General features: G+C 71.2%; 20 protein-coding genes. 7 read left to right on the forward strand and 13 right to left on the reverse strand.

Annotated elements, in window-relative coordinates; genetic code table 11:
• Positions 1-203: 203 nt before the first annotated feature.
• Entirely contained in the window at positions 204-464 is a 261-nt protein-coding gene (locus ABH937_RS35825) for a DUF5302 domain-containing protein (RefSeq protein ID WP_370146802.1), read from the reverse strand.
• 372 nt (positions 465-836) lie between these two features.
• On the opposite strand from ABH937_RS35825, the gene ABH937_RS35830 reads away from it, so the two are divergent.
• Positions 837-1,658: a protein phosphatase 2C domain-containing protein gene (locus ABH937_RS35830; RefSeq protein WP_280691773.1), complete on the forward strand. Its 822-nt coding sequence runs from the start codon at positions 837-839 to the stop codon at positions 1,656-1,658.
• A 33-nt stretch (positions 1,659-1,691) separates the two neighbouring features.
• On the opposite strand, the gene ABH937_RS35835 is transcribed toward ABH937_RS35830, so the two are convergent.
• Positions 1,692-2,384: an SDR family NAD(P)-dependent oxidoreductase gene (locus tag ABH937_RS35835; protein WP_280691774.1), complete on the reverse strand. Its 693-nt coding sequence runs from the start codon at positions 2,382-2,384 to the stop codon at positions 1,692-1,694.
• 53 nt (positions 2,385-2,437) lie between these two features.
• The gene (locus ABH937_RS35840; RefSeq protein ID WP_370220658.1) at positions 2,438-3,016 is read right to left on the reverse strand and encodes a TetR/AcrR family transcriptional regulator; all 579 of its coding nucleotides are present in this window, start codon (positions 3,014-3,016) and stop codon (positions 2,438-2,440) included.
• 63 nt (positions 3,017-3,079) lie between these two features.
• Here ABH937_RS35840 and ABH937_RS35845 point away from each other — a divergent pair, with 63 nt between their 5' ends.
• Positions 3,080-3,574, forward strand: coding sequence for an FBP domain-containing protein (locus tag ABH937_RS35845; RefSeq protein ID WP_280691776.1), 495 nt, complete (start codon positions 3,080-3,082; stop codon positions 3,572-3,574).
• 20 nt (positions 3,575-3,594) lie between these two features.
• On the opposite strand, the gene ABH937_RS35850 is transcribed toward ABH937_RS35845, so the two are convergent.
• The 3 genes from ABH937_RS35850 to ABH937_RS35860 all read right to left on the reverse strand — a co-directional run bounded on the left by ABH937_RS35850 (position 3,595) and on the right by ABH937_RS35860 (position 6,356).
• Complete coding sequence (locus ABH937_RS35850; RefSeq protein WP_280691805.1) at positions 3,595-4,476, reverse strand: LLM class F420-dependent oxidoreductase; 882 nt, start codon at positions 4,474-4,476, stop codon at positions 3,595-3,597.
• A gap of 247 nt (positions 4,477-4,723) precedes the next feature.
• Positions 4,724-5,671: a pirin family protein gene (locus ABH937_RS35855; protein WP_280691777.1), complete on the reverse strand. Its 948-nt coding sequence runs from the start codon at positions 5,669-5,671 to the stop codon at positions 4,724-4,726.
• Between the two features lie 148 nt (positions 5,672-5,819).
• Positions 5,820-6,356, reverse strand: coding sequence for an SseB family protein (locus ABH937_RS35860; RefSeq protein ID WP_280691778.1), 537 nt, complete (start codon positions 6,354-6,356; stop codon positions 5,820-5,822).
• Positions 6,357-6,625: 269 nt separating this feature from the next.
• Between ABH937_RS35860 and ABH937_RS35865 the strand changes: the two genes are divergently transcribed.
• Together ABH937_RS35865 and ABH937_RS35870 are read left to right on the forward strand one after the other, a co-directional pair.
• A complete protein-coding gene (locus ABH937_RS35865) occupies positions 6,626-8,455 on the forward strand; it encodes an acyl-CoA dehydrogenase (protein ID WP_280691779.1) in 1,830 nt (609 codons plus the stop codon).
• 232 nt (positions 8,456-8,687) lie between these two features.
• Positions 8,688-9,995 carry a M18 family aminopeptidase gene (locus tag ABH937_RS35870; RefSeq protein WP_280691780.1) on the forward strand — a complete coding sequence of 436 codons (1,308 nt, stop codon included), beginning with the start codon at positions 8,688-8,690 and terminating at the stop codon, positions 9,993-9,995.
• Positions 9,996-10,053: 58 nt separating this feature from the next.
• Here the strand turns inward: ABH937_RS35870 and ABH937_RS35875 are convergent, their stop codons facing one another.
• The 5 genes from ABH937_RS35875 to ABH937_RS35895 all read right to left on the reverse strand — a co-directional run bounded on the left by ABH937_RS35875 (position 10,054) and on the right by ABH937_RS35895 (position 13,833).
• Positions 10,054-11,889, reverse strand: coding sequence for an NHL domain-containing thioredoxin family protein (locus ABH937_RS35875; RefSeq protein WP_280691781.1), 1,836 nt, complete (start codon positions 11,887-11,889; stop codon positions 10,054-10,056).
• Positions 11,890-11,955: 66 nt separating this feature from the next.
• Entirely contained in the window at positions 11,956-12,303 is a 348-nt protein-coding gene (locus tag ABH937_RS35880) for a type II toxin-antitoxin system PemK/MazF family toxin (RefSeq protein ID WP_280691782.1), read from the reverse strand.
• Positions 12,290-12,520, reverse strand: coding sequence for an antitoxin (locus tag ABH937_RS35885; RefSeq protein WP_280691783.1), 231 nt, complete (start codon positions 12,518-12,520; stop codon positions 12,290-12,292). Before ABH937_RS35885 ends, ABH937_RS35880 begins: the two co-directional genes overlap by 14 nt.
• A gap of 113 nt (positions 12,521-12,633) precedes the next feature.
• Positions 12,634-13,257 carry a hypothetical protein gene (locus tag ABH937_RS35890; RefSeq protein ID WP_280691784.1) on the reverse strand — a complete coding sequence of 208 codons (624 nt, stop codon included), beginning with the start codon at positions 13,255-13,257 and terminating at the stop codon, positions 12,634-12,636.
• Positions 13,258-13,413: 156 nt separating this feature from the next.
• Positions 13,414-13,833, reverse strand: coding sequence for a helix-turn-helix domain-containing protein (locus ABH937_RS35895; protein ID WP_280691785.1), 420 nt, complete (start codon positions 13,831-13,833; stop codon positions 13,414-13,416).
• 96 nt (positions 13,834-13,929) lie between these two features.
• On the opposite strand from ABH937_RS35895, the gene ABH937_RS35900 reads away from it, so the two are divergent.
• On the forward strand, positions 13,930-14,886 hold the full coding sequence (locus ABH937_RS35900; RefSeq protein ID WP_280691786.1) for an NADP-dependent oxidoreductase: 957 nt from the start codon (positions 13,930-13,932) through the stop codon (positions 14,884-14,886).
• 68 nt (positions 14,887-14,954) lie between these two features.
• On the opposite strand, the gene ABH937_RS35905 is transcribed toward ABH937_RS35900, so the two are convergent.
• Positions 14,955-15,362, reverse strand: coding sequence for a GNAT family N-acetyltransferase (locus ABH937_RS35905; protein ID WP_280691787.1), 408 nt, complete (start codon positions 15,360-15,362; stop codon positions 14,955-14,957).
• 173 nt (positions 15,363-15,535) lie between these two features.
• Positions 15,536-16,819 (reverse strand): adenylosuccinate synthase, encoded by a 1,284-nt coding sequence (locus ABH937_RS35910; protein ID WP_280691788.1) that lies wholly within the window; start codon positions 16,817-16,819, stop codon positions 15,536-15,538.
• Between the two features lie 126 nt (positions 16,820-16,945).
• Here ABH937_RS35910 and ABH937_RS35915 point away from each other — a divergent pair, with 126 nt between their 5' ends.
• Entirely contained in the window at positions 16,946-17,779 is an 834-nt protein-coding gene (locus tag ABH937_RS35915) for a diacylglycerol kinase (protein WP_348533682.1), read from the forward strand.
• A gap of 212 nt (positions 17,780-17,991) precedes the next feature.
• Entirely contained in the window at positions 17,992-19,572 is a 1,581-nt protein-coding gene (purF, locus tag ABH937_RS35920) for an amidophosphoribosyltransferase (RefSeq protein ID WP_280691789.1), read from the forward strand.
• Positions 19,573-19,641: the final 69 nt, after the last annotated feature.

Here is a 19,641-nt window from a genome sequence, read left to right on the forward strand (position 1 = left end):
GTCGACGCACTCCATCGTCTTCGACCAGGCCGAGAACCGGTTGCACTCGATCAAGGCCGTGCTGGTCGCCACCCTCGGCAGCTGAGCCGCACCCCCCCCCCCCCCCCCCCCCCCCCCCCCCCCCCCCCCCCCCCCCGCCCCGGGGGCGGCCCCCCCCCCCCCCCCGCCCCCCCCCCCCCCCCCCCCCGGCTGGAGCCGCCGGCTCAGCCGCCGCTCTTGCGCCGGAAGGTGCGCTTGCCCCCGGCCGCGCTGTGCGCCCCGTGGATCTTGGAGTCGCCACCGGGCCCGCCGCCCGCGCCGTCGGTCTTCGTGCCGTGCTTGCGCTGCAGAGCGGCCAGGAACTTCGCCTTCACGTCATCCGCTCCGGCCTCCTGCCCGTCGCCCTCCTCGGCGCCCGGTGCGGCGTTCGCGGGCACCTCGGGGCTCTGCTCGCTCTCCATGGCTGCTGCGTCGCTGCTGCTCATACGGACCTCCTGGATGGAACCGGTGCCTGGTCGTGCTGCCTGCCACTGTCCCATGCCCGGGGACCGACGTGCCGTCAGTTCCCACGGGCCTCGGGAGCCGCCGGACGGCCCGTCGCGGCGTGCCGCGGACCGCGCTGATCGCGCCAGTTCGGCCCGCCGATGAAGTACAGCAGTGCCATCGTTGGGAATGCGAAGCTGGCCACCGTCACCACGAGCGCCTGCCACCACATCTCGACTCCACCTCTACTCTGGGCGATATGTCTGAGATGTGACGCTATGTGAAAGTCAAAGTCGCTGCCACCGCACCCCGTACGAGCGAAGCCCCCTGCCGAGGGCTGTCGCTACGGCCGCTCGGCCGCGCACACTGACGGCATGCAGGTGCAACTGGCCGGTCAGCCGGCGCAGCCGGGGCGGGAGAACGAGGACTTCGCCGCGGCCACCCCCGAGGCCCTGGTGCTGCTCGACGGATCGAGCTCACCGGAGGGCATGGAGTCCGGCTGCCGCCACGGCACCGCCTGGTACGCCCGCCGGCTGGGCGTGCACCTGCTGGCGCGGCTGACCGACCGGTCGGACCGGAGCATCACCGAGTGCCTGGCCGACGCGATCGTCGAGACGGCCGCGCTGCACGGCGGCCGCTGCGACCTGGCCCACCCGGGCACCCCGGCCGCCATGGTGGTCGCGGCCCGGCTGCACGGCCCCTCGCTGGAGTACCTGGTGCTCGGCGACTCGCTGCTGGTCCTGGAACCGAAGAGCGGCCCGCCCCGGGTGATCGGCGACAACCAGCCCTTCCCGGCCGGCGAGAGCCTGCGCCGCTCGCTGGTCGAGGCCGAGCACGGCAGCGCCGAGCGCGCCGCGCTGCACCTGCGCTACGCGCTCGCGGTGCGCGCCGTGCGCAACACCGGGCGCGGCCCGTGGATCGCCGCCGCCAGCCCGAAGGCCGTCGCACATGCCGAGACCGGCTTCGTCCGGCTCGACTCGCTGCGCGCGCTGGCCGCGGTCACCGACGGCGCCGCCCGTTACGCCGAGCGGTTCGCGCTGGGCGACTGGAGCGAGGCGCTGCGCCTGCTGGCCGACGCCGGTCCGGCGGCGCTGATCGACCGGGTCCGCGAGGTCGAGGCGGCGGACCCGCGCTGCGAGCGGCTGCCGCGCGGCAAGGCCCAGGACGACGCCAGCGCGCTCTACGCGATCATCTGAGGCCCCGCCCGCAGGCAGCCCCTGGTCGGCGGCTCACCAGGGGATCCGGGCCCGGTCGCGGAAGAACCCGCCGCTCGGGCCGCCGTCCGGCAGGGTGGCGGCCCAGACCACGCCCGCCGCGCCGTCGGCGACCGGGCGGCCGCCGCTGCCGCCCATGTCGGTGGCGACCCAGCCGGGGCAGACCGCGTTGACCAGGATGCCGTCCTGGCGCAGGTCGGCGGCCAGCATCAGGGTCAGACCGTTCAGCGCGAGCTTGGTGATCGAGTACGCCGGGGTGCTCGGGCCGAGGCTGGCGAGCGCGCCGCCCCCGCTGGAGACGTTGACGATCCGCCCGTGCCGCGAGGCCCGCAGCAGCGGCAGCAGCGCCTGGGCCAGCTGCCACGGTCCGTACAGGTTGGTCTCGGCGGTCTCCCGCACCTGAGCCAGATCGGCGGTCGAGACCCGCTGCCAAGTGTCGTAGTTGATCCCCGCGTTGTTCACCAGCGCGTCCAGCCGCCCGTACCGCGCGGCGAGATGCTCGGCCAGCGCCTCGGCGCCCGTCACGCTGGTGACGTCCAGCTCGTAGGCCTCGACCTCGCCGCCCAGTCGCCGGGCGGCGGCCTCGCCCTTGCCGGCGTCCCGCGAGGTCAGCACCACCCGGTGCCCCAGGGCGGCGAGTTGGCGGCAGGTCTCCAGCCCGATCCCACGATTGCCGCCGGTCACCACGGCCACAGGTGCGTCGCTCATGGCTTCAGCCTGGATCAGCGACGGCCCGCTGTCCAGCGTGATCTGACGTTGTGTCAGCGGCTGTTCGCGGCCGGCCACCGCCGCAGCACCAGGTCCAGCGCGTCGATGGCCCGCTCCCAGGAGGTCTGCACCGGACGGGCGTGCCCGAAGCCGCCGGCCGCCTCCAGGGTGACGTAGCCGTGCAGGGTGGCGCGCAGCATTCGGCCGGCGTCGATCAGCTCCGGGTCGGCCAGGTCATAGGCGCGCAGCATCGCGTAGGTGATCTCGATCGAGCGCTGGGCGGTGGGGGAGGCGGCCAGCAGGGCCTGGTCCATCGGCAGCTGGCTGGCCGCGTACCGGCCCGGATGGGCCAGCGCGTACTCCCGGTAGGCCTGGGCGAAGGCGGCCAGCGCCTCCTTGCCGGACCGCCCGGCCACCGCCAGCGCGATCCGGTCGGTCAGCTCGCCGCCGGCCAGCAGGGTGAGCCGGGTGCGCAGGTCCTGGACGTTCCTGACGTGCGAGTAGAGGCTGGCGTCCCTGACCCCGAAGCCGCGCGCCAGTGCGGACAGGGTGACGCCGTCCAGACCGACCCGGTCGGCGAGTTCCGCCGCCGCCAGCACCACGCGCTCGGCCGTCAGTCCGGCTCGGGGCATCCACTGTCTCCTATGGTCATTAACCAGTTGCCTAGGAAGTATAGGCAACATAGCGTCGTCCTCATGAAGGCACTGACCGAGCAGGATATTCGCACGTCATTCGTCAACTGCTCCAAGGGCGAGGCGAAGCGCCTGGCAGTCCCGCGCGATCTGGACGAACGCCCCTGGGACGACCTGGACTTCCTGGGCTGGCGCGATCCGGGTGCCCCCGACCGCGCCTACCTGGTGCTGCCCCGGGCGGACGGGCCGACCGGCGTCACGCTGCGCTACTCGGCCCAGCAGCGCGGCTTCCTGCGCCGCAGCATGTGCAGCCTCTGCCTGACCACCCACCCGGGCAGCGGCGTCTCGCTGATGTCCGCCCGCAAGGCCGGTCAGGGCGGCCGCGACGGCAACTCGGTCGGTGCCTACATGTGCACCGACCTGGCCTGCTCGCTCTACGTGCGCGGCAAGCAACTGCCCGAGCCTGGCGCGCGCTTCGAGGAGTCGCTGAGCCAGGCCGAGCAGATCGAGAGGATGGTGGCGAACCTGGAGGCGTTCGTGGCGAAGCTCTTCGCCTGAACGACTTCTTGCTCGGCGGGTCAGCCGATCCGGGCCAGCCGCGGCAGCAGGTGCTCGGCGATCTGCTGCGCGAACTCGACCGGGTCCTGGCCCGCTTCGGGCACCACCTGCAACTCGGTGACGCCCAGCTTCGCCAACTGCTCGGCCTCGCTCAGGAAGGTGTCCAGATCGCCGAGCACCGGGCTGCGGCTGCACATCACCGTCTTCTCGATCGCCGCGTAGTCGCGCTGCTCGGTGTCGCAGTGCGCCCGCAGCACCTCCAGCTTGTGCGCGACGTCCGCGACGCCGGTGCCGAACAGGTTGCACGCGTCGGCGTACTTGGCCACCAGCCGCAGCGTCTTCTTCTCGCCGCTGCCCCCGATCATGATCGGCGGCCGCGGGCTGCGCAGCGGCTGCGGCACGCAGAGCGTCTCGGCCAGCTGGTAGTGCCGACCCTCGTACGGCCCGTTCTCCTCGCTCCACATCTGCAGGCAGATCTGCAGCGTCTCCTCCAGCCGCTCGAACCGCTCGCTCACCGGCACCACCGGCACCCCGAGCGCCCGCTGCTCCCGCTCGTACCAGGAGGCGCCGAGCCCCAACTGCGCACGGCCGCCGGACAGCACGTCGAGCGTGCTGACGATCTTCGCCAGCAGCCCCGGGTACCGGTACATCACACCGGTGACCATCAGACCGAGCTGCATCCGCTCGGTCACCGCCGCCACGTAGCCGAGCGTGGTGTACCCCTCCAGCATCGGCTCCTCGGCGGTGGAGTGCGGGGTCTCCATCTGGAAGTAGTGATCCATCACGGTGAACCGGTCGACCCCCGCCTGCTCGGCGATCCGCGCCGTACGCGCGAGCGTCGAGGCGATCTTGGCGGGGTCCTCGGGCGTCGAGTACTTCCAGTAGTGCAGGCCGAGCTTCATGGCGGATACCCCCACAGGGCGGAGTGAACGGGCAGCAGGCCGACGCTACCGCGTCTGGAGCCGAATCTGTTCGGCTGACACGAACGGCTGGTAGCCGGAAGCGCCACCGAGCCACGATCGCATCAAACAGGCCGCAGCAGTACGGCGATTGGATCTGCTTCCCAAAACCGGCTCATGGTTCCCCCAAGAAACCGGAAAGGGCGGCAGCTGGTCAATATAGCTGCCGCCCAGTCAAGTTGACCGACAATCAGTCGATCGGATGCCCGAACTTCCCCGACTGGAAGTCCTCCATCGCCTGCTGCAGCTCGAGGTGACTGTTCATCACGAACGGGCCGTAGTGGGCGACCGGCTCCCGGATCGGCTCGCCGCCCAGGAGGACGACCTCGAAGTTGGCGCTGCGGGAGTCCTGGGTGTCGTCCGCGCGGATGGTGAGGGAGTCGCCCTCGCCGAAGACGACGGCCTGTCCCATGTGGAACGGGCGCCGTTCCTGGCCCGCCGAGCCGCTGCCGGCGAGGCCGTAGGCCAGGCCGTTGAAGTCGGGCCGCCACGGCAGCGTGACCTCGGCGCCGGGGTTCACGGACACGTGGATCATGGTGATGGGCGTGTGCGTGGCGCCGGGGCCCTGGTGGCCACCGATGTCACCGGCTATGAGTCGGACGAGCGCGCCGCCGTCCGGCGAGGCGAGCAGCTTCACGTTGCCGCCCCGGATGTCCTGGTACTTCGGCGCGATCATCTTGTCCGCGGCCGGCAGGTTCACCCACAGCTGCAAGCCGTGGAAGAGGCCGCCGGACATCACCAGCGACTCCGGCGGGGTCTCGATGTGCAGCAGGCCGGAGCCGGCCGTCATCCACTGGGTGTCGCCGTCGGTGATGACGCCACCGCCGCCGTGCGAGTCCTGGTGCACGAAGGTGCCGTCGATGATGTAGGTGACCGTCTCGAAGCCGCGGTGCGGATGCCAAGGGGTCCCCTTCGGCTCACCGGCCGCGTAGTCCACCTCGCCCATCTGGTCCATCATGATGAACGGGTCCAGGTACTTCTGGTTGATCTTGGCGAAGGCGCGGCGGACGGGGAAGCCCTCGCCTTCGAAGCCACTGAGGGCGGTCGACACCGCCAGCACGGGACGCGGCTGGGCGCCTTCGGTGGGGACCGCGATACGCGGCAGAACGAGCGGGTTCTCGACGGTCACGGCGGGCATGTCGGCCTCCTTCTCGGGGGTGCTTGGCCTACAACCCAGAGATTAGTTCAATGCTCAACAAGAAGCAAGTTGAATCTTCAACCATGACGTCAAGAAGTTGCCCCCGCCGTGGACGACGAGGGCAGCTGGGGCGCGCGAGGGGGCTGGGTCAGCCGTACATCCGGCGCATCGTGAAGTCGACCATCTGCTCCACGGCCTTGGCGTCGAACACCATCCGGTGGTCGCCCTCCATGTCCAGCGCGAAGCCGTAGCCGGTCGGCAGCAGGTCCAGCACCTCGGCGCCGGAGACGGTGAAGTACTTGGACTCCTTGCCCGCGTACCGGCGCAGCTCCTTGACCGAGCTGAACATCGGGATCACCGGCGTCGGCGTGTTGTGCAGCGCCAGGAAGCCGGGGCGGTCGCCGCGCGGGCAGTGCACCTTGGAGGTGATGAAGATCGCCTGGAAGTCCTCCACCGGCATCGAGCCGGTGGTGAAGGCGCGCACCGCGTCCGCGAGCGAGGGCGGCGAGGGCTCGGGGTAGAGCGACTGTCCGGCGGCCTGTTGCTGCTCGCCGTATGCTGCCCCGGCGCCGGTCGGCGTGCCGTAGGCCTGCTGCCCGTACATGCCGCCCATGCCGGGCTGCCCCGCCTGCTGGTAGGGGTTGCCCGGGTAGCCGCCGTTCGCGCTCTGCTCGTAGCCGTACACACGGACAGGCTAGCGAACCGCGCCCGCCGCGCGGGGCGGGCGAACCGGACAAGGTGCGCTGGGATGGTCCTGTCGGGATCCCACGGATGCGGGACCCGATGGACGGCGTCCGCGACGTGACTACGTTCACGCCGGTTTCACCGTGAAAGGCTTGAAGAAGTTACTAACCGGTAGCATCATGATGTCTACTGGCGGGTAGGGGCGTCCCAGTATGAAGGCGTCCGAGCAGCAATGGGCACACCCGGAAGCGACGAACCGGAGAAACGGTCATGGGTCACTACAAGTCCAACCTGCGGGACGTGGAGTTCAACCTCTTCGAGGTGCTCGGCCGCGACCAGGTGTACGGCACCGGGCCGTTCGCCGACATGGACGTCGACACCGCGAAGAGCATCCTCAGCGAGATCTCGCGCCTGGCCGAGAACGAGCTGGCCGCCTCCTTCATCGACACCGACCGCAACCCGCCGGTCTTCGACCCGGAGACCAACACCGCGCCGATCCCGGAGACCTTCAAGAAGAGCTACAACGCGTACATGGACGCGGAGTGGTGGCGCCTGGGCATCCCGGCCGAGATCGGTGGCCAGGTCACCCCGTCCTCGCTGATCTGGGCCTACGCCGAGCAGATCCTGGGCTCCAACCCGGCCATCTGGATGTACTCCTCCGGTCCGGCCTTCGCGGGCGTCGTCTTCGACGAGGGCACCGAGGAGCAGCAGAAGGTCGCCAAGCTGATGACCGAGCGGCTCTGGGGCGCCACCATGGTGCTCACCGAGCCCGACGCGGGCTCCGACGTGGGCGCCGGCCGCACCAAGGCGATCAAGCAGGAGGACGGCTCCTGGCACATCGAGGGTGTGAAGCGCTTCATCACCTCGGGCGAGCACGACATGTCCGAGAACATCATCCACCTGGTGCTGGCCCGCCCCGAGGGCGGCAAGCCGGGCACCAAGGGCCTGGGCCTCTACATCGTCCCCAAGTTCGACTTCGACTGGGAGACCGGCGAGCTGGGCGAGCGCAACGGCGCCTACGCCACCAACGTCGAGCACAAGATGGGCCTGAAGGCCTCCAACACCTGCGAGATGACCTTCGGCGCCAAGCACCCGGCCAAGGGTTGGCTGGTCGGCGAGACCGTCGACGGCATCCGCCAGATGTTCAAGATCATCGAGTTCGCCCGGATGATGGTCGGCACGAAGGCCATCGCCACCCTCTCCACCGGCTACCTGAACGCGCTGGAGTACGCCAAGGAGCGCGTGCAGGGCGCCGACATCGCCAACTTCATGGACAAGAACGCCCCGCGCGTCACCATCACGCACCACCCCGACGTGCGCCGCTCGCTGCTCACCCAGAAGGCCTACGCCGAGGGCATGCGCGCGCTGGTCCTCTACACCGCCTCGGTGCAGGACGACATGATGGCCGCCCGCCTGCGCGGCGAGAAGGACGAGGCCGCCGAGCGCCTCAACGACCTGCTGCTGCCGATCGTCAAGGGCTACGGCTCGGAGAAGTCCTACGAGCAGCTCGCGCAGTCGCTGCAGACCTTCGGCGGCTCCGGCTTCCTGCAGGAGTACCCGATCGAGCAGTACATCCGGGACGCCAAGATCGACACCCTCTACGAGGGCACCACCGCGATCCAGGGCCTGGACTTCTTCTTCCGCAAGATCGTCAAGGACGGCGGCCAGGCGCTCACCGCGGTCTCCGAGCAGATCCAGAAGTTCCTCGGCGCGGGCGAGGGCGGCGACGCCCTGGCCGGCGAGCGCGAGCTGCTCGGCAAGGCCGCCGGCGACCTGGAGGCCATCGTCGGCAAGCTGCTCGCCGACCTCTCCGCGGTCGAGCACGATGTGAAGAACATGCACAAGGTGGGTCTCAACACGACCCGTCTGCTGCTGGTCTCCGGCGACGTGGTGGTCGGCTGGCTGCTGCTGCGCCAGGCCGCCGTCGCGCTGGCCAAGATCGAGGCCGGCGCCACCGGCAAGGAGCTCGCCTTCTACCAGGGCAAGGTGGCCGGCGCCCAGTTCTTCGCCCGCACCATCCTGCCGACCGTCAGCGCCCAGCGGCTGATCGCCGAGAGCGTCGACCTGGACGTCATGGAGCTGGCCGAGGACGCGTTCTGAGCCGACGGCTCCTGAAGACCGCCTGACCAACCCTCAGCACTGTGGGGCCCGCGCGAAAGCGCGGGCCCCACAGTGCTTCTGAGGGCCCCGCGCGGGGGCCGGGTGCCCGGTGTGTGCCCGGTGGCGGTGCGCAATACCTACTCTTGACCGTCCTGACGATGTACGGGCATATGCTCGGGTGGGAGGCCCCTTTCCCCACCGGCTCCCCGCAACCCCTCGACCCAGGAGCAGCATGTCGACCGCCGACCGCCCGGTCTACTTCGACCGGACCCACACCGACGACCTGATCGCGTATCTGGCCGCCGCCCCGTCCCCGTTCCACGCCGTGGCCGGTGCGGTCGAGCGCCTGGAGAAGGCGGGCTTCCGGCAGGTCGCCGAGACCGACATGTGGGAGGGCACGGCCGGCGGGAAGTACGTCGTGCGGGGCGGTGCGCTGATCGCCTGGTTCGTTCCCGAGGCAGCGGTCCCGGCCACGCCGTTCCGGGTGGTGGGCACCCACACCGACTCGCCCAACCTGCGGGTCAAGCCCGTGCCGGACACCGGCTCGGTCGGCTGGCGCCAGGTGGCGGTGGAGATCTACGGCGGGGTGCCGCTGAACACCTGGCTCGACCGGGATCTGGGGCTCTCCGGCCGGCTGGTGCTGCGCGACGGGTCGACCCGGCTGGTGCAACTGGACGAGCCGCTGCTGCGCGTCCCGCAGCTGTCGATCCACCTCGACCGCGGCGTCAACGACGGGCTGAAGCTGGACAAGCAGCGGCATCTGACTCCCATCTGGGGTCTGGGTCAGGTGGACGAGGGGAGCCTGATCTCCTACGTCGCCGAGCGTGCCGGACTGGACGCGAACCAGGTGGCGGGCTGGGATCTGATGACCCATGACGTCCAGCCGCCCGCCTACCTGGGCCGCGACCGCGAGTTGCTGGCCGGGCCGCGGCTGGACAACCTGCTCTCGGTGCACGCGGCGACCGCCGCGCTGGTCGCCACCGCCACCGGGAGCGGCGCCGGCAGCCTGCCGTACATCCCGGTGCTGGCCGCCTTCGACCACGAGGAGACCGGCAGCGAGTCGGACACCGGCGCGCAGGGCCCGCTGCTCGGCAACGTGCTGGAGCGCAGCGTCCACGCGCGCGGCGGCAGCGTCGAGGACCGGGCCCGGGCGATGGCCGGCACCGTCTGTCTCTCCTCGGACATGGCGCACGCCGTCCACCCCAACTACAGCGAGCGGCACGAGCCGGGGCACCAGCCGATGCCCAACGGCGGGCCGATCCTCAAGGTCAACGTCAACAACCGGTACGCCACCAGCGGCGTGGGCCGGGCGATCTTCGCTCAGGCCTGCGAGCGCGCGGGCGTGCCGTGGCAGGTCTTCGTCTCCAACAACGCGATGCCCTGCGGGACCACGATCGGCCCGATCACCGCGGCCCGGCTCGGCATCACCACGGTGGACTGCGGGATCGCCGCGCTGTCCATGCACTCGGCGCGCGAGCTGTGCGGCGCCGAGGACCCGTACCTGCTGGCCTCGGCGCTGAAGGCCTTCATGGAGGGCTGACCTCCCAGCGGCCTGACGCCTGGTCAGGGGGCGGCTTCCGCCACCCCCTGACCATCCGTCACTCCATCCCCGCCAGCACCAGCGGCAGCCGGGTCGCGCCGCCCGCCACCAGCTTCACCGGCACCCCCCAGTCCTGCTGGTGCACGTGGCAGGCCGGGTACTCGATCGCCGGGTCGTCGTCGCAGGACGCCGCCATCGCCGAGACGTGCAGCACGCCCTCGGTCACCTCGGGGGAGAGCACCAGCTCGCGGGAGAGCGCGGTGTCCGGGCCCGCGCCGGAGACCAGCAGCTCGGGCGGGGTGGCGCTGACCAGCAGCCGGGTCGAGGGACCGTAGCGCAGGTCCAGCTTCTGGCCGCTCGGCGCGGTGAAGACCACGTCCAGGCGTAGCGTGCCCGGGGCCACCTCGGTCGCGGCGCGCTGGGTGCGGTGCGCGACCGCCTCGACCCGCACCGCCTCCTCGGGCAGTCGCAGCCGGGTCAGCCGGTGCCGGGCCGACTCCACCACCACGATGTCCCCGTCCACCAGCACCGCCCCTGAGGGCTCGCGCAGGTCGGTGGCCAGCGTGCTGACCTCGCCGGTGGCCCCCTCCTCGGTCGGCGGCGTGTAACGGCGCAGCGCGTGGTTGTAGGTGTCGGCGATCGCCACCGAGCCGTCCGGCAGCACGGTGACGCCCAACGGGTGCTGGAGCAGCGCCTGTTCGGCGGCGCCGTCGCGGTGGCCGAAGTCGAAGAGACCGGTGCCGACGGCGGTGTGCACGGACCGTGTTTCACGTGAAACCCATCGCAGTGCCGAGGTCTCGCTGTCCGCCACCCAGAGCTTCTCGCCGTCCGCCGAGACCGCCAGGCCCGAGGGCTGGGCGAACCAGGCGTCGGCCGCCGGACCGTCGACCAGGCCCTCGTTGGTGGTGCCGGCCGCGACGCCGACCGTGCCGGCCACCGGGTCGTAGGCCCAGAGCTGGTGCACCCCGGCCATCGCGATCCACACCCGGCCGTCGAAGAAGGCGACGTCCCAGGGCGAGGAGAGGTCCACCTCGCGGGCCGGGCCCTCGGTCGCCGAGCCCTGCCACCACTGCTTGCCGGTGCCGGCCAGCGTGGTCACCGTGCCGTCCGCCAGCCGCACGCCGCGCAGCGCGTGGTTGACCGTGTCGGCCACCACCACGTCGTACCCGAGCTCCAGCCCGGCCGGCACCAGCGCCAGACCCTGCGGCTCGCTGAACCGCGGCTCGGCCCCGTCGACCAGCCCGCGCTCGCCGTCGCCGATCCGCCGCACCACCGTCTCGCCGTCCTCGGCCAGCTCGACCAGCGCGTGGTGCCCCGAGTCGGCCACCAGGAAGTGGCCGTCCGCCAGCCGCACGGCCTTGCCCGGGAACTTCAGCGCCCCCGCCACCGGCTCCGGCGCCACGTACGGGCCGTCCCCGCGCCGCAGCGTCCCCTTCGCCTCGTGCTCGGCCTCCAACTCCTCGATCAGCCGCTCGATCGCGTGCGCATGCCCCTCACCCGCGTGCTGCGCGACCACGTACCCCTCGGGGTCGATCACCACCAGCGTCGGCCAGGCCCGCACCGCGTACTGCTTCCAGGTGGCCAGCGCCGGGTCGTCCAGCACCGGGTGCTCCACCTCGTACCGCGCCACGGCGTCCACCACCGCCTGGTGCTCGGCCTCGTGCACGAACTTGGGCGAGTGCACCCCGACGATCACCACCGTGTCGCGGTGCCGCTCCTCCAACTCGCGCAGCTCGTCCAGGACGTGCAGGCAGTTGATGCAGCAGAAGGTCCAGAAATCCAGGACGACGATCTTGCCTCGCAGGTCGGCAAGGGTCAGATCCTTGCCGCCGGTGTTGAGCCAACCACCGGCGCCGACGAGTTCAGGGGCGCGGACACGTGCACGAGAAGCCATGTCCTCATCCAACCGCACCGACGTACCACGGCATTCCGCCGGCCTCGGGGCGCGCTGACCCGTCGGCTACAGGGCGAGGTGCAGGCGCAGCGCGGCGTCGAGTCGGGCGAGCAGCGCCGGCGAGAGTGAACCGAGCCGGTGCAGCAGGCGCTCGACCGAGACGGCGCGGACCTGTTCGGCCTGCGCCTTGGAATCGTGGTCGAGCCCGCAGGAGGCGGCGTCGAGCAGGACCTGGAAGGGGAAGACCCGGTCTGTGCTGGAGGTAATCGGCACAACCGTCAGTACGCCGCGGCCGTGCCTGCCGGCGGACCGGTTGGCGGAGTCGTTCGAGACGATGACGGCGGGCCGGGCCTTGTTCGCCTCGCTCCCGCGCACCGGGTCGAAGTCGATCAGGTAGATGTCACCGCGCAGCATCGGAGAGGCCGTCCTCCATGGTGTCTTCCCACGGGGAGGTGGACTCGTCCCGTCCCCACTCCTGCCATGCCTGCTGGTAGTCGTCCTCCAACTGGGCGGCGCGGAGCAGTTCGATCGCGGCGTGTATCACGGCGGAGCGCGAGTCACTGGAGGTCTTGGCCCCGTACTCGTCAAGGAAGGCGACATCCGCCTCGGGCAGGCTGACGCTGATCTTCATGCCGATATTCTACTTGCGGTCCTACCTGCACTGCTACTCATGGCCGTCAGTGGTAGCACTATCGAGCGCTGGCGGTAGCACCGCTGCCCGGGGCCGGTCGGTCCGGACCATGCTTACGCGACCGCGAGGCCCCAGGTGGCCAAGGCGCCCAGGCCGGCGGCGGCGCCCGGTGCGTAGAGTCCCACGGCGAAGTCGAGCACAACGCGGGCGACTCGGTAGGCGCGACCGGGTGTTTCCAGGCCCAGCAGCACTGCCGCCGATCTGGAGACGCGGACGTTCGGCTCGACTGGCTGCTCGTGGCCGACCAGCGAGGCGACCGAGGCAATGACTCCGGGGTCGTCCGTCAGGAGGAAGATGCCCGAGCGGTCGGTGAGCCAGAGCTGGTCGATCCCTCCGTTCCTGCCGGGCATGCGCACCCGGCGGATGCGCGTCAGTTCGGCGAGATCCACGGTCCGGGGGCCCAGCAGGGTCCGAGCGCTGGCCAGCAGGGAATCCGGACCGTGTTGCGCGACGGTCCAGGTGTCATGCAGCGCCGGCAGGAGCACGGCCGCCACGAGGGTGGTGCACAGACCCACCAGGGGCGCGCCGGTGCCGATCGCGCCGAAGCGTTCCAGCAGGGCGGGAAGGCAGATGCCCGTAGCCGTGGCCAGCGCCAGCATCGCGTGCCCGGTGCGGATCCGTCGTCGACCGACCCGGGCGGGAACGCCGTCCGGCCCCGCCTTGGCGAGCAGCGACACCACTCGCCGGTCCGGCTCGACCGTGCGGCGTCCTGGCTGTGGGCGTCGGCGCCGCTGGGCCCTGCTCGTCATGATTCCCCCGGACCGGCTCACCGGACTGCCCCGTGCTGTCGTCAGCGGATGCTGCCGCCACTGCCGCCACGACCTCGCGCTCGGTCAGCCCCGGGCGAGCTGCAGCTGCGGCACCGCGCGGCGCCGCCGCAGTTCGGTGACGCCCGGGGCGGGGTTGGCCGCGTCGTAGGCGCGCTGGTTCGCCTCGACGGAGGGCTGGTACCGGTCGATCCAGCCGCGGATGGCGTCCAGCGGTTCGGCCAGGCTCAGGCCGAGCGGGCTGAGCTCGTAGCGGACCCGCAGCACGGGACCGCCCAGGACGGTGCGGGTGACCAGGCCGTCGCGCTCCAGGCTGCGCAGCTTCTCGGTGAGGATCTTGCGGCTGATGTCGCCGATCCGGCGGTGCAGGTCGCCGTACTGGGCGGGACCCTGCTGCAGGGTCACCAGCAGGAGGGCCGACCAGCGGTCGCCCAGGCGGTCCAGCAGCGGGCGGCAGGGGCAGGGGTCCTGGTCGTCGTCGTTCATGAACGCGGCAACCCGCGGGGTGGCGGCCGGTATTCCGAGCAGGCACCCGCAGGTGCCGTCTACCGGTCGGCGGGCCGGCCGAAGCAGGCTGGGGCCATGACGACGCAGATGAACACCGTGACCCAGGATCTCTTCGGCACTCCCGAGGTCCTGCGGATCGCCCGCACCGACCGCCCCGAGCCCGGCCCGACCGAGGTGCTGGTGAAGGTGCACGCAGCCGGGGTCAACCCGGTCGACGTGAAGACCAGCCGGGGCGAGGGCCTGGCCTGGTACTACGGCGAGCCGCCCTACACGCTGGGCTGGGACGTCAGCGGCACCGTGGTGGCGGTCGGCTTCGGGGTCACCACGCTCACGGTCGGTGACGAGGTCCTCGGGATGCCCAACTTCCCGCGGCTGGCCGGCGCCTTCGCCGAGTACGTCACCGCACCCTCGCGCCACTGGGTGCGCAAGCCCGTCGCGCTGAGCCACGCCGAGGCGGCCGCGCTGCCGCTGGCCGGGCTGACGGCCTGGCAGATCATCGTGGACACCGCGCAGGTGTCGCCCGGCCAGCGGGTGCTGGTGCACGCGGCCGCCGGCGGGGTGGGCCACCTCGCGGTGCAGATCGCCAAGGCCCGGGGCGCGTACGTGATCGGGACGGCGCGGGCGGCCAAGCACGACTTCCTGCGCTCGCTCGGTGTGGACCAGGTGCTGGACTACACGGCGGGTCCGTTCGAGGAGGCGGTCGCGGAGCTCGACCTGGTGGTCGACAACATCGGCGACCCCGAGCACCAGCTGCGCTCGCTGCGCACCCTGCGCGAGGGCGGGCTGCTGGTGGCGGTGCCGGGCGGGGTGGACCCGCAGGCGGCCGAGCAGGCGCGGGCGAGGGGCCTGCGGATCACCGACGTGTTGGTCGAGCCGGACCAGCTCGGGCTGCGCGGCCTGGTCGAGCTGATCGAGCGCAAGGAACTGCGCGTGGAGGTCGCCGCGCGGCTGCCGCTGGCCGAGGTGGCGCAGGCCTTCGAGCTGGTGGGCTCGGGCCGCACCCAGGGCAAGGTGGTCCTCACCCTCGACTGAACCCTCGACTGACGGGCCTCGACCGACGGGCCTCGACCGACGGGCCTCGGCCGGCGGTCGGCCGCTCGTCAGCCGGCCGCGCGTTCCATGACCCATGCCGAGTTGTGCTGCGTGAACCCGATGCGCGGGTAGTACCCGACCGCCGCCGGCGCGGCCAGCAGCACGAGGGAAGCCTGTGGCGCGGCGTCGCGGGTCGCCTGGATGAGGGCGCGGCCTACGCCCTGACGCTGAAATGCCTGGTCGACGGCGAGGTCGGACAGGTACGTCGCGTAGACGCCGTCGGTCAGGGAGCGAGCGATGCCGATGAGCTGACCGGCTGCCCGCGCGGTGATCACCAGGTTCGCCCCGCGGACCATGCCGGCGAAACGGGCGCCGTCCTCGACCGGTCGACGTTCGGCGAGGGTGGAGGCCCGGTAGAGCGCGGCCACCTCCTCGACGTCCAGTTCCGTGCCGTCGACGACCTCGCACTTCCACATGGGGGCTACTCCTCTGATCAGTTGACGCGCGACAGGGTCTTCGCGCTCATGGCCGCCACGGTAGCCGGGGTAAGTACTAGATGCAATGTTCTATTGATCTAGTACAAAAGTGAAAACGGACGCGACGAAAAGGGCCCCGCACCGAGGTGCGGGGCCCTTGTGCGCGCGAAGCGTCAGATGAACGAGTTGATCTGGATCGTCTCGGTGCGGCCCGGGCCGACGCCGATCGCCGAGATCGGCGCGCCCGACATCTCCTCCAGCGCCTTCACGTAGGCCTGCGCGTTCTTCGGCAGGTCGGCGAAGGTCTGGGCCTTGCTGATGTCCTCGCTCCAGCCGGGCAGGTTCTCGTAGATCGGCTTGGCGTGGTGGAAGTCCGACTGGTTGTACGGCAGTTCCTCGACGCGCTTGCCGTCGATCTCGTACGCCACGCAGACCGGGATCTGCTCCCAGCCGGTCAGCACGTCCAGCTTGGTGAGGAAGAAGTCGGTCAGGCCGTTGACCCGGGTCGCGTAGCGCGCGATCACCGCGTCGAACCAGCCGCAGCGGCGGTCACGGCCGGTGGTGACACCGCGCTCGCCGCCGATCCGGCGCAGCGCCTCGCCGTCCGCGTCCAGCAGCTCGGTCGGGAACGGGCCCGAGCCGACCCGGGTGGTGTAGGCCTTGAGGATGCCGATCACCCGGTCGATCTTGGTGGGGCCGATACCGGCGCCGGTGCAGGCGCCGCCCGAGGTCGGGTTGGAGGAGGTGACGAACGGGTACGTGCCGTGGTCCACGTCCAGCAGGGTGCCCTGGCCGCCCTCCAGCAGCACCACCTTGTTCGCCTTCAGCGCCTGGTCGAGCACCAGCGTGGTGTCGGCCAGGAACGGGCGGATCTTCTCCGCGTAGGCCAGGTACTCCTGGACCACCAGGTCGGCCGGCATCGCGCGACGGTTGTAGAGCTTGACCAGGATCTGGTTCTTGTCGTGCAGCGCGGCCTCGACCTTCTGCTGCAGGATCGACTCGTCGAACAGGTCCTGGACCCGGATGCCGATCCGGTTGATCTTGTCGGCGTAGGCCGGGCCGATGCCGCGACCGGTGGTGCCGATCTTGCGCTTGCCGAGGAAGCGCTCGACCACCTTGTCCAGGGTGCGGTGGTAGGGCGTGATCAGGTGGGCGTTGCCCGAGATCAGCAGCTTGGAGGTGTCGATGCCGCGCTCGTTCAGCCCGGCCAGCTCGGCCAGCAGCACACCCGGGTCGATCACCACGCCGTTGCCGATCACCGGCACGACGTTGGGGCTCAGGATGCCGGAAGGCAGCAGGTGCAGCGCGTACTTCTGGTCGCCGATGACCACCGTGTGACCGGCGTTGTTGCCGCCCTGGTAGCGAACGACGTAGTCGACGGAGCCGCCGAGGAGGTCCGTGGCCTTCCCCTTGCCCTCGTCTCCCCACTGGGCACCAACGAGCACGAGTGCCGGCACAGGCGTACACCCCTTCCGGTTGGGGCATCCTGCGTAGGCCGCAGTATGCCCCGAGATAGACGAAGCCCCTGGCGCAATAGCGCAAGGGGCTCTTGCACCGAGAGATTACCTGAGGAAGGACCGGTCGTGTCGTCCCTGTCCACGCCCGCACCCCGACCCTCCGACGCAGCCGGGCCGCCTGGCGGCATCCCGCTTCTCGTGCTGCTCGATCCGGCGGCCAAGGAAGCCGACGGGGAGGCGGTGCGAATCGCCCGGGATGTGCTCTCGGGGGGCGCGGACGTGAAGGTGGTGGTGCCCGAGAGTGCGGCCGAGCTGGACCGGGTGCTCGCGCACCGGGGCAGGCGCCGTCCGGTGGTGGTCGGCTCCGACCTGGCGCTGCAGCGGGTGGTGCAGGCGCTGCACCACCAGCGCGAGTTGGGCGCCGGCCCGCTGGGCCTGGTGCCGGTCGGGCCGGGGCGGACGGTGGCGCTGGCCCGCTCGCTCGGGGTGCCGGTCGAGCCGGTGGCGGCGGCCCGCGCGGTGCTGGGCGGGGTGCCCAGGCAGCTGGGGCTGCTGCTGGACGACGGCGACGGGGTGGTGCTGGGGGAGGTGCGGATCCCCGGCCGGCGGCACGGCCATTCGGGCGGCTGGCGTTCGCTCTGGGCGAAATTGATTGCGGCCGAGCAGGTGGAGTCCCAGGAGGCCCGGTTGCGGGTCGAGGCGGACGGGCGAGCGCTGGCCGGCCCGGGGCGGGGCCTGCGGCTGGTCGCGCTGCGACTGCCGGCCGACTCCGCCGCGGTCGAGGTGGTGGTGCGGCCCTCGGGGCCGGGCGGAGCGCTGCTGCGGGTGCGCGCCTCCAGCGTCACGGTGGCCGGCCGCACCTTCGGCTACGAGGCCGACGGCTGCCCGGCGGGCCCGGTGCCCACCCGGACCTGGACCGCCCGCCCGGCCGCCTGGGGCCTGCTGCTGCCCATGAGATGACCCGCACCGACCCGGACCGGCCCGCACCGACTCGAACTGGCTCTGACCGACCCCTGGGTGATCAGGGTCACGCGGACACCTCCGGTTTCCCTGTCCTGCCTGCCCGGGCGGCATGGTAAGGGGCCTGTTCTACGCGCGTCGCCGGGCAAATCGCCAGGCCGGACCCATGCCTGACTGCCGAAGCCTGTGCCAACTGCCCTAGACTCGAAGACGTGCCACGTGGTGACGGAAGACTCAACCACGATCTTCTTCCCGGCGAGAAAGGCCCCCAGGACGCTTGCGGCGTCTTCGGTGTCTGGGCTCCCGGCGAGGAGGTCGCCAAGCTCACGTACTTCGGCCTTTACGCCCTGCAGCACCGCGGACAGGAATCCGCCGGTATCGCGGTGAGCAATGGCTCCCAGATTCTCGTCTTCAAGGACATGGGACTCGTCTCCCAGGTCTTCGACGAGGCCTCGCTGGGATCCCTGCACGGGCATATCGCCGTCGGACATGCCCGCTACTCGACCACCGGGTCCTCGGTCTGGGAGAACGCCCAGCCGACCTTCCGGGCGACCGCTCACGGTTCGCTGGCCTTGGGCCACAACGGAAACCTGGTCAACACCGCCGAACTCGCGGCGATGGTCGCCGATCTGCCCGGAACCGAGCACGTCTCGCGCTCCGGCCGGACCGCCGCGACCAACGACACCGACCTGCTGACCGCCCTGCTCGCCGGGTACCCGGACCTCTCCATCGAGGAGACCTCGCGGCAGATCCTGCCCGAGGTCAAGGGCGCCTTCTCGCTGGTCTTCATGGACGAGCACACCCTCTACGCGGCCCGTGACCCGCAGGGCATCCGCCCGCTGGTGCTCGGCCGCCTGGAGCGCGGCTGGGTGGTGGCCTCCGAGACCTCGGCCCTGGACATCTGCGGCGCCAGCTTCATCCGCGAGGTGGAGCCCGGCGAGCTGATCGCCATCGACGAGAACGGCATGCGCTCCTCGCGCTTCGCCGAGGCCAAGCCCAAGGGCTGCGTCTTCGAGTACGTCTACCTGGCGCGCCCCGACACCAGCATCGCCGGGCGCAACGTGCACCTCTCGCGGGTCGAGATGGGCCGCCGGCTGGCCGCCGAGGCCCCGGTCGAGGCCGACATGGTGATAGCCACCCCCGAATCCGGCACCCCCGCCGCGATCGGCTACGCCGAGGCCAGCGGGATCCCGTACGGCTCCGGCCTGGTGAAGAACGCCTATGTCGGGCGCACCTTCATCCAGCCCAGCCAGACGATCCGTCAGCTCGGCATCCGGCTCAAGCTCAACCCGCTGCGCGAGGTCATCGCCGGCAAGCGCCTGGTGGTCGTGGACGACTCGATCGTGCGCGGCAACACCCAGCGCGCGCTGGTGCGGATGCTGCGCGAGGCCGGCGCCGCCGAGGTGCACATCCGGATCTCCTCGCCGCCGGTGAAGTGGCCCTGCTTCTTCGGCATCGACTTCGCCACCCGCGCGGAGCTGATCGCCAACGGCATGACGGTGGAGGAGATCGGCAGGACGCTCGGCGCCGACTCGCTCGCCTACATCTCGATCGACGGCATGATCGAGGCCACCAAGCAGCCCAAGGACCGGCTCTGCCGGGCCTGCTTCGACGGCGAGTACCCGATGGAGCTGCCGGACCCGGCGCTGCTCGGCAAGCTGCTGCTCGAAGCGGAGATCGCCGGCAGTCAGCAGCCGCCCGCCACCCGGGGCAAGCCGACCAGCTCCGATCTCGACGGGGTGCAGTCCCTGCTCGGCGGCCACGGCGCGGCCGACGCGCTGCGCCGCCCGTAAGACCCTGACGGCGGGGCCCCGACCGGGGCCCCGCCGCTGTCAGCAACCCCCACTTGACCCGAGAGGGCC

Source organism: Kitasatospora sp. GAS1066B (assembly GCF_041262605.1).
Classification (GTDB): Bacteria; Actinomycetota; Actinomycetes; order Streptomycetales; family Streptomycetaceae; genus Kitasatospora.

What these genes read in the sequence shown, in the direction of transcription:
- ABH937_RS35825 (WP_370146802.1), bottom strand. Translation starts at nt 464, where the DNA reads ATGAGCAGCAGCGACGCAGCAGCCATGGAGAGCGAGCAGAGCCCCGAG.
- ABH937_RS35830 (WP_280691773.1), top strand. Translation starts at nt 837, where the DNA reads ATGCAGGTGCAACTGGCCGGTCAGCCGGCGCAGCCGGGGCGGGAGAAC.
- ABH937_RS35835 (WP_280691774.1), bottom strand. Translation starts at nt 2,384, where the DNA reads ATGAGCGACGCACCTGTGGCCGTGGTGACCGGCGGCAATCGTGGGATC.
- ABH937_RS35840 (WP_370220658.1), bottom strand. Translation starts at nt 3,016, where the DNA reads ATGCCCCGAGCCGGACTGACGGCCGAGCGCGTGGTGCTGGCGGCGGCG.
- ABH937_RS35845 (WP_280691776.1), top strand. Translation starts at nt 3,080, where the DNA reads ATGAAGGCACTGACCGAGCAGGATATTCGCACGTCATTCGTCAACTGC.
- ABH937_RS35850 (WP_280691805.1), bottom strand. Translation starts at nt 4,476, where the DNA reads ATGAAGCTCGGCCTGCACTACTGGAAGTACTCGACGCCCGAGGACCCC.
- ABH937_RS35855 (WP_280691777.1), bottom strand. Translation starts at nt 5,671, where the DNA reads ATGCCCGCCGTGACCGTCGAGAACCCGCTCGTTCTGCCGCGTATCGCG.
- ABH937_RS35865 (WP_280691779.1), top strand. Translation starts at nt 6,626, where the DNA reads ATGGGTCACTACAAGTCCAACCTGCGGGACGTGGAGTTCAACCTCTTC.
- ABH937_RS35870 (WP_280691780.1), top strand. Translation starts at nt 8,688, where the DNA reads ATGTCGACCGCCGACCGCCCGGTCTACTTCGACCGGACCCACACCGAC.
- ABH937_RS35875 (WP_280691781.1), bottom strand. Translation starts at nt 11,889, where the DNA reads ATGGCTTCTCGTGCACGTGTCCGCGCCCCTGAACTCGTCGGCGCCGGT.
- ABH937_RS35880 (WP_280691782.1), bottom strand. Translation starts at nt 12,303, where the DNA reads ATGCTGCGCGGTGACATCTACCTGATCGACTTCGACCCGGTGCGCGGG.
- ABH937_RS35885 (WP_280691783.1), bottom strand. Translation starts at nt 12,520, where the DNA reads ATGAAGATCAGCGTCAGCCTGCCCGAGGCGGATGTCGCCTTCCTTGAC.
- ABH937_RS35895 (WP_280691785.1), bottom strand. Translation starts at nt 13,833, where the DNA reads ATGAACGACGACGACCAGGACCCCTGCCCCTGCCGCCCGCTGCTGGAC.
- ABH937_RS35900 (WP_280691786.1), top strand. Translation starts at nt 13,930, where the DNA reads ATGACGACGCAGATGAACACCGTGACCCAGGATCTCTTCGGCACTCCC.
- ABH937_RS35905 (WP_280691787.1), bottom strand. Translation starts at nt 15,362, where the DNA reads ATGTGGAAGTGCGAGGTCGTCGACGGCACGGAACTGGACGTCGAGGAG.